11 protein-coding genes are annotated in these 13540 nt (G+C 59.8%); 6 read left to right on the top strand and 5 right to left on the bottom strand.

Going from position 1 to position 13540, the window contains the following annotated elements:
- Positions 1-38 precede the first annotated feature (38 nt).
- Positions 39-839 carry a glycoside hydrolase family 25 protein gene (locus HF949_RS14720; RefSeq protein ID WP_292896480.1) on the bottom strand — a complete coding sequence of 267 codons (801 nt, stop codon included), beginning with the start codon at positions 837-839 and terminating at the stop codon, positions 39-41.
- 128 nt (positions 840-967) lie between these two features.
- Here HF949_RS14720 and HF949_RS14715 point away from each other — a divergent pair, with 128 nt between their 5' ends.
- Entirely contained in the window at positions 968-2365 is a 1398-nt protein-coding gene (locus HF949_RS14715) for a serine hydrolase domain-containing protein (protein ID WP_292896478.1), read from the top strand.
- A 235-nt stretch (positions 2366-2600) separates the two neighbouring features.
- Here HF949_RS14715 and HF949_RS14710 read toward each other — a convergent pair whose 3' ends face one another.
- The 4 genes from HF949_RS14710 to HF949_RS14695 all read right to left on the bottom strand — a co-directional run bounded on the left by HF949_RS14710 (position 2601) and on the right by HF949_RS14695 (position 9538).
- Entirely contained in the window at positions 2601-3530 is a 930-nt protein-coding gene (locus HF949_RS14710) for an Abi-alpha family protein (RefSeq protein WP_292896476.1), read from the bottom strand.
- Positions 3531-3781: 251 nt separating this feature from the next.
- Positions 3782-4459: a class I SAM-dependent methyltransferase gene (locus HF949_RS14705; RefSeq protein ID WP_292896475.1), complete on the bottom strand. Its 678-nt coding sequence runs from the start codon at positions 4457-4459 to the stop codon at positions 3782-3784.
- 2 nt (positions 4460-4461) lie between these two features.
- Positions 4462-5706, bottom strand: coding sequence for a DUF3419 family protein (locus tag HF949_RS14700; RefSeq protein ID WP_292896473.1), 1245 nt, complete (start codon positions 5704-5706; stop codon positions 4462-4464).
- Positions 5707-5911: 205 nt separating this feature from the next.
- Positions 5912-9538, bottom strand: coding sequence for a hydantoinase B/oxoprolinase family protein (locus HF949_RS14695; protein WP_292900222.1), 3627 nt, complete (start codon positions 9536-9538; stop codon positions 5912-5914).
- Between the two features lie 159 nt (positions 9539-9697).
- On the opposite strand from HF949_RS14695, the gene HF949_RS14690 reads away from it, so the two are divergent.
- The 5 genes from HF949_RS14690 (at position 9698) to HF949_RS14670 (ending at position 13477) form a co-directional block, all read left to right on the top strand.
- Complete coding sequence (locus HF949_RS14690) at positions 9698-10669, top strand: TRAP transporter substrate-binding protein (protein WP_292896471.1); 972 nt, start codon at positions 9698-9700, stop codon at positions 10667-10669.
- A gap of 99 nt (positions 10670-10768) precedes the next feature.
- Positions 10769-11320: a TRAP transporter small permease gene (locus HF949_RS14685; protein ID WP_292896469.1), complete on the top strand. Its 552-nt coding sequence runs from the start codon at positions 10769-10771 to the stop codon at positions 11318-11320.
- Entirely contained in the window at positions 11320-12624 is a 1305-nt protein-coding gene (locus tag HF949_RS14680) for a TRAP transporter large permease (protein ID WP_292896467.1), read from the top strand. The genes HF949_RS14685 and HF949_RS14680 overlap by 1 nt, the downstream gene beginning before the upstream one ends.
- 2 nt (positions 12625-12626) lie before the next feature.
- Positions 12627-13148, top strand: a complete 522-nt coding sequence (locus HF949_RS14675) for a winged helix DNA-binding protein (RefSeq protein WP_292896465.1) — start codon at positions 12627-12629, stop codon at positions 13146-13148.
- Between the two features lie 143 nt (positions 13149-13291).
- Positions 13292-13477, top strand: a complete 186-nt coding sequence (locus HF949_RS14670; RefSeq protein WP_229448873.1) for a hypothetical protein — start codon at positions 13292-13294, stop codon at positions 13475-13477.
- Positions 13478-13540 lie beyond the last annotated feature (63 nt).

Raw genomic sequence — 13540 nt, 5'->3', positions numbered from 1 at the left:
CTCTCCTTGAAAACGCCCAACGATGGCGTTTCGCGTTGTCAGTCGGCATTGGCCTTGAGCCAGTTCTTCCAGGCTCTGGCATTGCCGTTGAACACGTTGATATCGGCCTTCCCCTCAATGCCCGGGATCACGCCGGTGCCCGTATACTGCCAGAAGACCCAAGGATGGTTCGAATATTTGTCATCCGGATGACCGGCCACCGAGCGTAACCAGAAGGGATAGCCCTTGAAACTGCTCAGGCCGTTGTCGTCAAAGAAATCGATCGATGTGTAGATGATGGGGCGTTTGCCGTAGTGCCGTTCTACCGCATTGAGGAAAACGCGCATCTCCGCGCGCACCTTCTCAGCCGGTGGGCGGATCGTGCAGGTAGGTGAAAAGGGGTTCCATTCCATGTCGAGCACTGGCGGCAGTGCCGAGGCGTCGCGCGGTACATTGCGGATGAACCACTGCGCTTGCTCGATGGCCGGTCGGCAGAAATAGAAGAAGTGATAAGCTCCGCGTGGAACACCCGCGGCCTTGGCTTCGCGCCAGTTGCGCGCGAAAAAGTCGTCCACCCGGTCGCCGCCTTCTGTCGCCTTGATGAAAGCGAAAGAGATGTTGTTACGCGCCACCTTCTTCCAGTCAATTTCAGCCTGATACTTGGCCACGTCCGTACCATGGATCGCATAGTGCCAGGGTGCCCGGCCTTTCCATTCGTGCGGGTCGGTGTCGGCAAACCGCAGGCCATGGCTGGTTGAAGCGGGTGCCTGGACCTTGGGAGTCACGTCGGAAAAATCATAGTCGACCGTGGAGCAGCCAACGAGCAAGGCGGATAGACTGGCGATCATCAATCGACGCATGATGAGCAGAGGCTCCCCCGGGTGCGAATCAGCGAAATTGAACGTTGCTGACAGAAATAGGCGAAGATGGTGGCCCAGTCACCACGGCAAGCCGGGCAGCGATACGAAATGCAGGATTGGATGTGGGAATGCGGCTGATTTTCAGGCTTTTCAAGTGGCTTCTCAGCCTCATTTTGATCGTGCTCATCGGGGGGGCTTTGTGGCTGTATCTTGCTCCCCCCGCTCTTATCCGCGTTGGTTCCAATTACGCGGCCAAAATTATCTGCTCGAATGTCTTTGTAGCGGGGCGCGACCCGCAGACCGTGCTTGAGCAGGATGTTCAGGCGCCGGGTCACCCGCTCCTGAAGCTCATGCGCGTGCGTGTCGAGCCGTCCGATGCCACGGTTCACACTGGCCTCTTCGGTGTTTTTGGCGGGGGGCTTGCCGTCTATCGCGGTGCGACCGGCTGCGCCGCCGTGCCCGATGGTGATGTGGATGCGGCACTGGGCGCCCGTTTCGACAGGCAGGAGCCTTCGCCTCAGGGGAGGGATCTGTGGCCGGATGGCCCGCGCATCGACGTAAAGGGGCATGAGCTGGTGGCCAAACTGCTTGGTGATCCCGCGCTCACCGGCCCCGGCATGCGCGCCGTGGTCGTCGTGCAGGATGGCCGCATCATTGGTGAGCGCTTTGGCGAGGACGTCGCCCATTACACGCAGCCCCTGATCGGCTGGTCCATGACCAAAACCGTTACCGCCGTCCTCATCGGCACCCGCGTCAAGGCTGGCCGCCTGTCTGTCGAGGACAGCAATCTGTTCCCCGAATGGGCGGATGACGAACGATCGCAGATCACCGTTGCCGATCTTCTCGCCATGGAGAGCGGTCTCTACTTCAACGAGGATTATGGCGATGTGAGCGATGTCACGCGCATGCTCTATCTCGCCTCGGACATGCCGGCCTTCGCGGCTGACCAGAAGCTTGAAAGCCCGGTCGGCGAGGTTTTCAACTATTCGAGTGGCACGAGCGTTCTCCTGTCGCGTGTGTGGCAGGACACGTTCAGCGCGCCCCAGGATGCGCTGGCCTGGCCCTATGAGGCCCTGTTCGGTCCGCTCGGCATGGACAGCGCCGTCTTCGAGACCGATACGCGTGGCACTTATGTCGGGTCCTCAAACCTTTATGCATCTGCGCGTGACTGGGCGAAGTTCGGCCAGCTTCTCCTTCAGGATGGCGTGTGGAAGGGCGAACGCATTCTGCCCGAAGGCTGGGTGCGGTGGATGCGCACCCCCACCGAGGCTTCGGGCGGTGAATATGGCCGTCATGTCTGGCTGCACGGCCCGCGCGCCAACACACCGCGCGGCGTACCGGAAGACGAGGGTTTCGACCTGCCTTCTGATGCATTCTGGATGCTCGGCCATGATGGCCAGACCATCACGGTCATCCCCTCGCTGCGCATGGTGGTTGTGCGCATGGGCCTCACGCCCTCACGCCTCGGCTACAAGCCACAGGCGCTGATCGAGGCTCTGGCGAAACTTCCGGGCGAGATGGAATAGGGGGAACGCCAATTTTGGCGATGTTCTGTTTGAAGGTGGCAGCGTTGTGCGTGGTTCGACAAGCTCACCATGAGGGATGGAACTGGCTACAGGCCTGTCGTGCATTTGATTAACAGTTATGATTTTAGGGTTTATCCGCTTCCCGCCCATTCCCTCAAAAAGCCTCCCATTGCCATGAAAATAAAGGCAAATCAGATCCATGATCTTGCGCCCAAGTTGGGCGCGGTTAAGATCGTCAAATGAGGCCACATGCCGATGCAAATCGTTTGCCAAAAGCGGTCAATTGGACCTCTAGGTTTAGCCGAGGGCCGAAAGCATGTTGTGAAAAAAGGCGTTCTGGCGGCGATGCTTGCCGCTTCGATACTTCCTCCATTTCGCGCAACGTCTTGTGAAACTCACCTAAAGCGTTAGCCAAATCTCGTTCATCGCGAATGGTCGGCCCAAACGCTGAAAGGTGCCCGAACCGATGGATGGGTGTTCTTTCAATTACGCCTTGCCGCATAAGGTTATCGGACCAGCCGGGCGCACTTGGCTCGGATAGGCTGTATTCCTCTGCCTTCTGACGAATTGACGATACTGCCGCTTTCTGCAAAGCTGCGTTTTCCTTTTGAGCGCGTTCGGCCTGCGCTTTCTCCTCATCCGTAACCTTCCTAAAGTCACGCGGAGAAAACTTGATTGACTTGGCTTGCAACTCGTTTTCGGTTCTTTGAATGAAGGATAGAAGATCAATAATTTTTGCATCTAGTGGAGAAAGGCTGTCCAAGACACTGATAAAAGGGCGTTCCGCCTCGGTCTCTGAATTGGGTTCAAGTGCTTTCGCGAAAAGGCCCGACCACAATTCCCGAATGCTTTCGTCATCGGCCAATGACATGCCGTTCATGAGAAGGTGAAGCTCTTCCTCTTTCGGCGGGGTGATGTCCTTCATATCCACCCCATCCGCGTCCAAACGCTTGCGAACTTCTTCCATCCCAAGCTTTGCGTTAAGCTCGCGCTTTCTTCTTACCCGGTCCCCAAGGATACCGATCCCATCGGCAACAAGGTCGCCAACGGCCTCGGACGGCTTCTGTAGCAAACCTCGGATCACGTCTCCAAGTGCGGCATCAATCTCTTTGCCGACGCTTACATCTATTGAGGTTTTCGGCTTATCGCTGCCGTCACTTGTCATCGCAGCCTCAAAATCACTGAATTTCTTGCCGACAAAGGTAAGCGAATAGAATGGTAGGAGCTAGGTGTCTGCTTACTATGTGCTTACTAAAGCCAAGCACCCCCTGAGCCACCTCGCTGATGTGTCTCGTAAGTCTTTGATTTGTTTTGTGATTTTGGCTCTGGCGGTAGGGATCGAACCTACGATCAATTGGTGAACAGTTTTGCGAAACTCACTTCCTTCATGGTGAGCTTGTCGAACCACGCACCACGTCAACGCAACGGGGTGTCATGCACCGCAGGCATTTCCACAATCGCCTGCGCGGCGTAACCGCGAAAAGACGAATCGAAACGCAGGCTTGCGCCCCGTTTCTCGCATTCCGATTCCAGTGCTTCACGCAGTGAATCACGCGGCGTCACGTGGAATGCTGAAAGCCAGCGCCGCAGTCCTGCGCGGAACCAGCCGGGCAGCCGCTCCTGCCGGCCGAAATCCACGATGTGCAGCGAGCCACCCGGCGCGACGCAGTCGAGGCCGGCTGCAATGGTCTCGCGCCATGGCGGGATCATCGACAGCGAATAGGAAATGAAAACCCGGTCGAACCGGGTTTGCCCGAACAGCGCTTCGGCATCGAAAGACGATGCGTCGGCCTGAGCCAGCCGGGCATCGATCCCATCGCGCTCCATGCGACGCCTTGCGGTGACCAGCATCTCCTGCGAGATGTCGAGGCCGAAGAGCCGCGCCTTCGGATAATGGTCCGAAACGAGCGCCAGATTGCGTCCGGTGCCGCAACCGAGCTCCAGCACTGCGCCGCCCTCCGGCACGTTTAGCCCGGTGATCAGTCCATCACGCCCAAGCAGATAATATTTGCGCGTCAGGTCGTAGATGTGACGCTGGCGGCGGTAAACGCCGTCCATCAGGCTCGCGTGGCCAGCGGTCTCCGGCATGGCCATGTTCAGGCCGCTTTCACATAAAGGTGGAAGCCACCATAGATCGCCGAACGGTCATTGGCTGAAAGTTCGCGTGAGCGGATTTTCTCGTAGTGCCACTGGTTCAGGATATTGTCGTGCACGCGCCCGGGCAGCAGGCTCGGCGCTGCGGCCGTGCGGAAGATGACGCGTGCGCCCGGTGCCGCGGTCCGCGTGATTTCGCTCCAGAGTGCGTTGAGCTGATCATCGTTCATCCAGTCCTGGGCGTCGAGCAACACATAGCGGTCCACGCTCTGTGCCGGCTTTTTACCCAGCACATCCATCAGGTTGGCGTGATGCACGGTCACATTGCCTGCTGCTGCGCGGATTGTCTCAAAGTTGCGGCGTTCCAGATAGGCGGGCAGGGCGGCCTCGTCCTGTGCGGGGTAGTGGCGTGCAAAAGCCTGCCATGCGAAATAGTTTTCCTTGAGCGGAAAATGGCAGGCGAGTTTTTCAAGGCGGCTCGAGAGCACGTCTGCCATGGTGCCGTTGCCGGCGGTAATGAGTGAATCATACTGTGCAGGCGGAATGCCCAGGCCGAATAGGGAGGCTTTGCGTGATGTCGCCCAGCGCACAAGTCTGCGATCGAAAAGCGGGCGCAATTGCTCGTCGAAAAAGATCCTCTGCTCGCGGATCGAGTGCGATTTCATGATGTCAGCGGGGTTTACGCCATAGAGCCTTGCAACCGTGTGACCGGTGGCTATGAAAAAGCCGAGCAGGCCCTTGCGGTAAAAGTTCTTGGAAAAGGCGTCGATGCGACGGCGACCGAGCGGTCCGCGTTTCTCCCAGTGTCGGCGCGACCGGGTATCGAGTGCGGGTGCGATGAAGCGCTCATAGGCCTGCCTGTTTGAGCGCTGGTTGGTGGTGCCGAAAAAGCGCAGCAGATCGCTGTGACCCGGCAATGTCTTGAAGGCGGTGAGCTTCAGCCGGTTCAGCGCCACGTGAGCGGCGTTCAGATCCACAGCGTCAATCCTTGCGGGCTGACGCGTAAGATAGGCCAAAACATTGCAGCCGCCCGATGCGATGGTGACGATCCGGTGGCTTTCGTCGAGTTCCATCGCCGCCATGTCCACTTCCGGGTCTTCCCAGATTTGCGGGTAAACCAGGCCGGAGAAGAGAAGGGCGAACAGCCGCTCGGAAAGTCCTTCGCGTGTCGTGGCCCGGTTCTGATAAACCGCCTTGCCGAGATGGCGGCGTGTGGAAAGGCCGGTGCCGGCTGAAAGATCTGTCATGGGTCTCTCCCCTCAATCTTTCTCTGAGGGGCTACTGCGCTTCCATGACAGGCGCGTGAACGCTGAATGACCGAGTGTGACGGTGCTGTTAAAGGCGGGATGTAGGATCTGCGCACAGCCTGTCCAAAGGCGGACTGCCGTGAACCGGGACTCTTGTGACGATACGGGCGGAGAAGTGTGCTCCCCGCCCGCAGTTCCGAGTGCTTTACGCCTTGCCGAACCCGCCGGCGGTTGGCGTGGTGACGATCACCGCTTCACCGGCCTCGATCACCGTCTGGTCGCAGCCCTTGAGCGTTTCGACGTGACCATTCTTGCGGCGCACCTCGGTCTTGCCCATCTCGCCGTCGCCGCCGCCTTCCACACCGCGCGGCGGTCGGCTGCGGTGGGAGGAGAGGATGGCGCACTCCATGGTTTCCAGGAAGCGGATCGTGCGGCGCGTGCCGTCGCCGGCGCTCCACTTGCCCTTGCCGCCCGAGCCTTCGCGGATGTGGAAGTCCTCAAGCAGAACCGGGAAGCGCAGTTCGAGGATTTCCGGATCCGTCAGACGCGAATTGGTCATGTGGACATGAACGCCCGACGCACCATCGAAGCCGCGCCCGTCATTCATGCGGCCTGCCGGCGCGCCGGAGCAGATGGTCTCGTAATACTGATATTCTTCGTTGCCGAAGGTCAGATTGTTCATCGTGCCCTGGCTGTTGGCGATGGCCTTCATCGCGCCGAATAGCGCATTGGTGACGTGCTGGGACGTCTCCACATTGCCTGCCACAACCGCCGCCGGGTAGGAGGGTCGCAGCATGCAACCTTCCGGGATCATGATGTTGATGGGTCTGAGGCAGCCCGCATTCATCGGGATCTGACCTTCCACCATCACGCGGAAGGCATACAGCACGGCTGCACGGGTGACCGGTTCGGGCGCGTTGAAATTGTTTTTCTGGACAGCCGACGTGCCGGTAAAATCCACCGTTGCCTCACGCTTTTCGCGGTCGACGGTTATCTTCACCCTGATCACCTGGCCGGTGTCGGTCGGATATTCATATTCCGAAGCATCCGGCAGGCGTTCGAGCACGCGGCGCACGGCTTCTGCCGCATTGTCCTGCACGTGACCCATATAGGCCTGCACCACGTCAAGGCCGAACTGGTCGATCATCTTGCGCAGTTCCGCCACGCCCTTTTCGTTGGCGGCGATCTGCGCTTTCAGATCGGCAATGTTCTGGTGCGGATTGCGCGCCGGGTAGGGGTGGTCGGTCAGAAGCGTATGCAGCTCCTGTTCCCGGAACCTGCCACCGTCGACCAGCCTGAAATTGTCGAACAGCACGCCTTCCTCGTCCACGGTGGTCGCCAGCGGCGTCATGGAGCCAGGGGCGGTGCCGCCGACATCGGCATGGTGGCCGCGCGAGGCAGTGTAGAACAGGATGTTCTTGCCCTTGTCGTCGAACACGGGCGTGACCACCGTGATATCGGGCAGATGCGTGCCGCCATTGTAAGGCGCGTTCAGAGCGAACACGTCGCCGGGGCGGATATTGCCCTTGTTCAGCCGGATGACGGTTTCCACCGAGCGGTCCATGGAGCCCAGATGCACCGGCATATGCGGGGCGTTGGCCACCAGCGCGCCGTTCTGGTCGAAGACCGCGCAGGAGAAGTCGAGCCGCTCCTTGATGTTCACCGAATAGGCGGTGTTCTGCAGCGTCACGCCCATCTGTTCGGCAATCGACATGAAGAGGTTGTTGAAGACCTCCAGCATCACTGGATCGGCTTCGGTGCCGAGTGCCGCCATGCGGGCCTTTTTCTCCACGCGGCGCATGAGGATATGATCGAGCGCAGTGATTTCGGCCTGCCAGCCGGGCTCCACGACAACCGTCTGATTGGCCTCGATGATGAGGGCAGGGCCGTTGACCTTCGCGCCGCGCGACAGCGTCTCGCGGCGGTAGATGCCGGCATCGTGCCATGCGCCGTCGCAGAAGATGGCTCGCGTCTCGCCGGGCTGCGGCATTGCCTCGGTGGTCGCCTTTTTCTGCTCGACAGGACGGCCGTCGCCGGCGTCCAGCCCCTCGACACTGACGGCTTCCACCACCATTGGCTTGTCGTCATAGACGAAGCCGAATTGCGCCTTGTGTGCGGCTTCGAATGCAGCCCTGGCGTTTTCCAGCGTCCCGTCGAAGGCGACAGGCAACGTTGTATCGGTGCCTTCGTAGCGGATTTCAAGCCTGATGGCCCAGGCGATCTTGTCGCCGGTAATGCCCTGATCGGCGAGCTCTGCGCGCACCTCTTCACGCAGCGACGCCGAAAGCGCGTCGATGGCGTCGAGAGAACTTTCCGAAAAAGGCTTCATCAGGGCCTGCTGGCGCGAGGCGAAGACCGTCGCAAGCCCGATACCATAAGCTGAAAGCAGGCCCGACATCGGGTGGATCAGCACCGCTTCCATGCCGAGTGCGTCGGCCACGAGGCAGGCATGCTGGCCGCCAGCGCCGCCGAAGCAGTTGAGGAGATAGCCGGTGACATCATAGCCGCGCTGCACGGAGATCTTCTTCACCGCATTGGCCATGTTTTCGACGGCAATGGTGACAAACCCTTCGGCCACGGCTTCCGCGGGGCGGCCATCGCCGAGCTTTTCGGCAAGCTCGGTAAAACGCGCACGCACGGCGTCCACGTCGAGCGGTTGGTTCTGCTCGGGGCCGAAAATGGCCGGGAAGAAGTCGGGCTGTAGTTTGCCCAGCATCACGTTGGCATCGGTCACTGCCAGCGGCCCGCCACGGCGATAGCAGGCAGGACCGGGGTTGGCGCCTGCCGAGTCCGGGCCGACCTTGAGCCGATTGTCCTCGAAATGCAGTACCGAACCGCCACCGGCGGCCACGGTGTGAATGCGCATCATCGGCGCGCGAATGCGCACGCCGGCGACTTCCGTGTCGAAGGCACGTTCATATTCGCCGTCATAATGGGCTACGTCCGTCGAGGTGCCGCCCATATCGAAGCCGATCACCTTGTCGAAGCCGGCAAGCCGCGCCGTCTCCACCATGCCGACCACGCCGCCGGCGGGGCCGGACAGGATCGCGTCCTTGCCCTGAAATTTGTCGGCTGCCGTCAGGCCACCCGACGACATCATGAATTTGAGGCTGGGACCATTGCCGTTCTCGTCAACGCCAAGTTCAGCCGCCACGCGGCTCACATAGCGCGACAGGATCGGCGAGAGATAGGCATCCACGACCGTGGTATCGCCGCGCCCCACAAGCTTGATCAGGGGTGATGTCTCGTGGCTGACGGAGACCTGCGAGAAACCGGAGTCGCGGCAAAGGCTTGCAGCGGCTTTTTCATGCTCCGGATATTTCCAGGCATGCATGAAGACGATGGCCACCGCGTCGATGCCATCGTCCTTCGCCGCCTCAATCTCGTCTTTCACGGCGTCTAGGTCGAGCTCCGTTTCCACCGTGCCGTCGACCCGGCGGCGTTCCGGCACCTCGATCACGCGTTCATAGAGCTGCTCGGGAAGGATGATTTCCTTGGCGAAGATGTCGGGCCGCGCCTGATAGGCGATCTTCAACGCATCCCGGAAGCCCTTGGTGATGAGAAGCGCCACTCGATCGCCCTTGCGTTCCAGAAGAGCGTTGGTGGCGACGGTCGTGCCCATTTTCACATCGCCGATCAGATGCGAGGGCATGGCCTCGCCCTTTTTTATGCCGAGATGATCGCGAATGCCCTGTATGCCGGCATCGGCATAGGCTTCCGGGTTTTCAGAAAGCAGCTTGCGGGCGAACAGGCCGCCATCAGGGGCGCGGCCGATAACGTCGGTGAACGTGCCGCCGCGGTCGATCCAAAAATCCCATTTGCCTGCTGTCATCATCGGTTCCTTCGCATTATCCTTGCCGGAAGGAGAACCATGTCTCGGATAAAACGTCAATAATTTATTGACATATTATCTGAATGTGCCACGCTTCTTAAGTCGCAGCGAAGAAGGTGAGGGAACGCCTCCGTTGCATTATAGAAATGGGAGATCAACATGCATCATTCCGTCAAGTTCGTTCTGGCCGCAGCCGCGCTCGGCTTTGCCACATCTGCGTCGGCGCAGACAAAGTGGGATATGCCGGTGCCCTATGGCGACACCAACTTCCACACCCAGAATATCACTCAGTTCGCTGAAGATGTGAAAGCCGCCACCGACGGAGGGCTCGAGATAACCGTGCATTCAAACGGGTCACTCTTCAAGCATCCGGACATCAAGAACGCGGTGCGTCAAGGGCTCGTCCAGATTGGTGAGATCCTTGGCTCGCGTCTTTCCAACGAAGACCCGGTTTATGAAGTGGACTCCATTCCCTTCCTGGCAACCAGCTATGATGACGCGAAGAAGCTTTATGACGCATCGAAAGATCAGCTTGCGGCCAAGCTTGAGGAGCAGGGATTGCAATTGCTCTTCTCGGTGCCGTGGCCGCCGCAAGGAATCTACACCAAGAAGGAGATTTCATCTGTCGATGACCTCAAGGGCCTGAAGATGCGCGCATACAATGCCGCCACTGAGCGTCTGGCGCAGCTTGCCGGCGCGTTGCCGACCCAGGTCGAGGTGCCGGACCTGCCAACGGCCTTCGCCACCGGACGTGTCGAGGCCATGATCACGTCGCCATCTACCGGCGCCAACTCCAAGGTCTGGGATTTTCTCTCACATTATTCCGACGCGCAGGCTTGGCTGCCGCGTAACATGGTTTTCGTAAACAAGGCCGCATTCGACGCTTTGCCGGAGGAACAGCAGGCAGCCGTGCTTGAGGCGGCCGCCACTGCGGAGACCCGGGGCTGGGAGGCTTCCGTCAAGGAGACCATGGAAAAGACCCAGGTCCTGAAAGACAACGGCATCACCGTGACTGCGCCCAGTGCCGAGCTCAAGGAAGGGCTGGCCGCCATCGGCGCTGAAATGTCTGCTGAGTGGGCCGATAATGCCGGCGATGAAGGCAAGGCCATACTCGAAGCCTACAAGAACTGAACGCTTTGACAGGCGCTGCAGGCGGCGGAGCACCCCGCTGCCTGTAGACGCGTTGCCGCGTGCAACCGCAATCTGACCGTCGAAGCGGAGACGACAACAATGAGAAAGACAATAAACGGGCTCTATGGTGCGGCCGAATGGCTGGCCATGGCTGCTCTCGGCGTGATCGCTCTTTTGGTGTTCGCGCAGGTGTTCGGGCGTGTGATCGACGCCGTGATAGGCCTTTTCGGCCTGCCGCCCTTCGGATTTCTCGTGCCGTCGCTGGCAGAGATCGCGGGCTTTCTGCTTGTGGGCGCATCATTCATGGCGCTTGCCGGCTCACTGCGCGGCGGTGCGCAGATCCGCGTGACACTGGGATTGACGGCCATGCCCGATCGAGTGCGGCGGCTGGCCGAGGTGTTCGTACTTGTCATTGGCGCTGCGCTCTCGGGATTCTTCTTCTACTATGCATCAAGACTCGCCTTTGACAGCTACCGCTTCAATGAGCTGTCCTACGGTATCATCGCCATTCCGCTTTGGATCCCGCAGGCGATGATGGCCCTTGGAGTTGGCATTTTTGCCATTGCCTTGCTCGACGACCTCTTCGCTGCTCTTACCGGCAAGTCCCCCTCCTATCTGGGAAATGAAGATGGCGCGGCGGAGGAAGTGTGATGGATCTTCTCACCATTTCCCTGACGCTTGGCGGCCTGCTTCTCGTTCTGCTAGCGGCAGGCCTATGGGTAGCCCTGGCGCTCATGATTGCCGGTCTTGCGGCAATCTTTCTCATGGTCCCCGTGCCACCAGGGGCGGTGATGGCCACCACAGTCTGGGGCTCCATCAATTCCTGGGACCTTGCCGCTCTTCCCATGTTTATCTGGATGGGAGAAATCCTTTTCCGCACGCGGCTTGCAGAAGACATGTTCGCGGGACTAGCGCCATGGATGCGGCGCCTGCCCGGGCGGCTTCTGCATGTCAACATTCTTGGCTGCGCCATCTTCGCCGCCGTGTCCGGTTCGTCTGCCGCCACCACGGCCACCATCGGGCGCATGTCACTGCCCGAACTCAAGAAGCGTGGCTATGACGAACGCATGGCCATCGGCTCTCTTGCCGGTTCCGGCACGCTCGGCCTGCTCATCCCGCCGTCAATCATCCTGATCGTCTATGGGGCGGCGACCGAGCAGTCCATTGCGCGGCTTTTTATTGCCGGGGTCATTCCCGGCCTGATGCTGGCAGCGCTCTTCATGGGCTATACGGCGGCCTGGTCGCTGATCAATCGCAGGCGTATGCCTGAAGCCGATCCGCGCGTTCCCTATCTCCAGCGCATCTGGCAGACTCGTCGTCTGTTTCCGATCCTCGCGCTGATTATCGGCGTTATCGGTTCCATATATGGCGGCTTCGCTTCTCCCACGGAGGCGGCAGTCGTAGGGGTGGTCCTCTCGCTCGCACTCTCGTGGTTCACCGGTACGCTCAATCGCGCGACCTTTTCCGATGCCCTGCGGAACGCCTCACGCACCTCCTGCATGATCGTGCTCATTCTGGCTGGCGCATCGGTTTTGACGGTGGCCATGGGCTACACGGGCATTCCACGGGCGCTGGCTCAGTTCATCGCCGGGCAGGGCTATTCGCCCTATGCATTGCTTGCTGCGCTAACGCTATTCTTTATCGTTCTGGGCTGTTTTCTGGATGGCATTTCCATTGTTGTGCTGACAGCTTCGGTGATTCTGCCGATGGTCGAGGCTGCGGGGCTCGACATCATCTGGTTCGGCATCTATCTCGTGATCGTGGTCGAGATGAGCCAGATCACACCGCCGGTGGGGTTCAACCTGTTCGTCATTCAGGGGCTGACCGGTCACAACATTCTCAGGGTCGCCGGCATGACACTGCCGTTCTTCCTCATGATGATCGTCGCCGTGGTGTTGATCGTCCTGTTCCCGCAACTGGCGCTATGGCTGCCGCAAACCATGCTCGCGAGGTGATAATGTCGAACGCGGATAGGAAAGTCGGACCGGTTGTCTCTGCGGCCCATCTGGCCGCCGGTGCCATGCCGGCGCTGTCGGAGATCGAATTTGCGATGACCGTGATGAGCCATTCTTTCGAGCGCTGGATGGTGCGGTGCATGGCGGCTGCGGGCGTTCCCGGGCTTCAGCCCACTGCCGTACAGATCCTGCACGCCGTCAATCATCGAAATCGGGAAAAGACGCTTTCGGAACTGTGCATGATGTTCAACATCGAAGATGTGCACGTCGCTTCCTATGCCATCAAGAAACTAGCGGCGCTCGGCCTGGTCAAGACCGGGCGCAGGGGCAAGGAAAAGACCGTCAAGGCTACTGCGGAAGGAGCGGCGGCCTGTGAGCGCTACCATGAGGTTCGCGAGGCTCTGCTTGTTGCCAGCACCAAGCGGCTCAAACTCGATGAGGAGGCGCTGTCTGGCATCGCGGCCGTGATGCATGCGCTCTCCGGGCAATACGATCAGGCCGCTCGCAGTGCGACCAGCCTTTAGAGGCAGGCCCTGTCGATATGGCCACAATCTCACATCGTTACGGATGGTCACTCAACGTGACGAAACTCCATGCCGGCGTGCGCATTTCCCTGTTGTGAGCGCGGCGACGCGCTTTTGAGATGCGCTTTGTATGGAGAGTGGATATGAAAAAGTTCCTAGCCGCCACCGTTTCGGGCCTCGCCCTTCTTGGACTTGCTGCCTGCAGCGAAGGCGACAACACGACCACCCAGAGCATCGAGCCCGAGCAGCAGGATGCGACCCCGATGGATCCGCCGGCTGCTGCTCCGGAAGCTGAGCCGATGCAGGATCAGGATACGACGAGCCAATAAAGGCCAGCCTCCAAGGCCAGCCAACAAGGGTCAGCCAAAAGGAACATGACCCGTCAGGCTGCG

The sequence above is a fragment of the Nitratireductor sp. genome, assembly GCF_017794765.1.
Taxonomy (GTDB): Bacteria; Pseudomonadota; Alphaproteobacteria; order Rhizobiales; family Rhizobiaceae; genus Nitratireductor.
The sequence above is the reverse complement of the archived record's forward strand: the minus strand, read 5'-3'. Positions and strand labels throughout refer to the sequence as shown.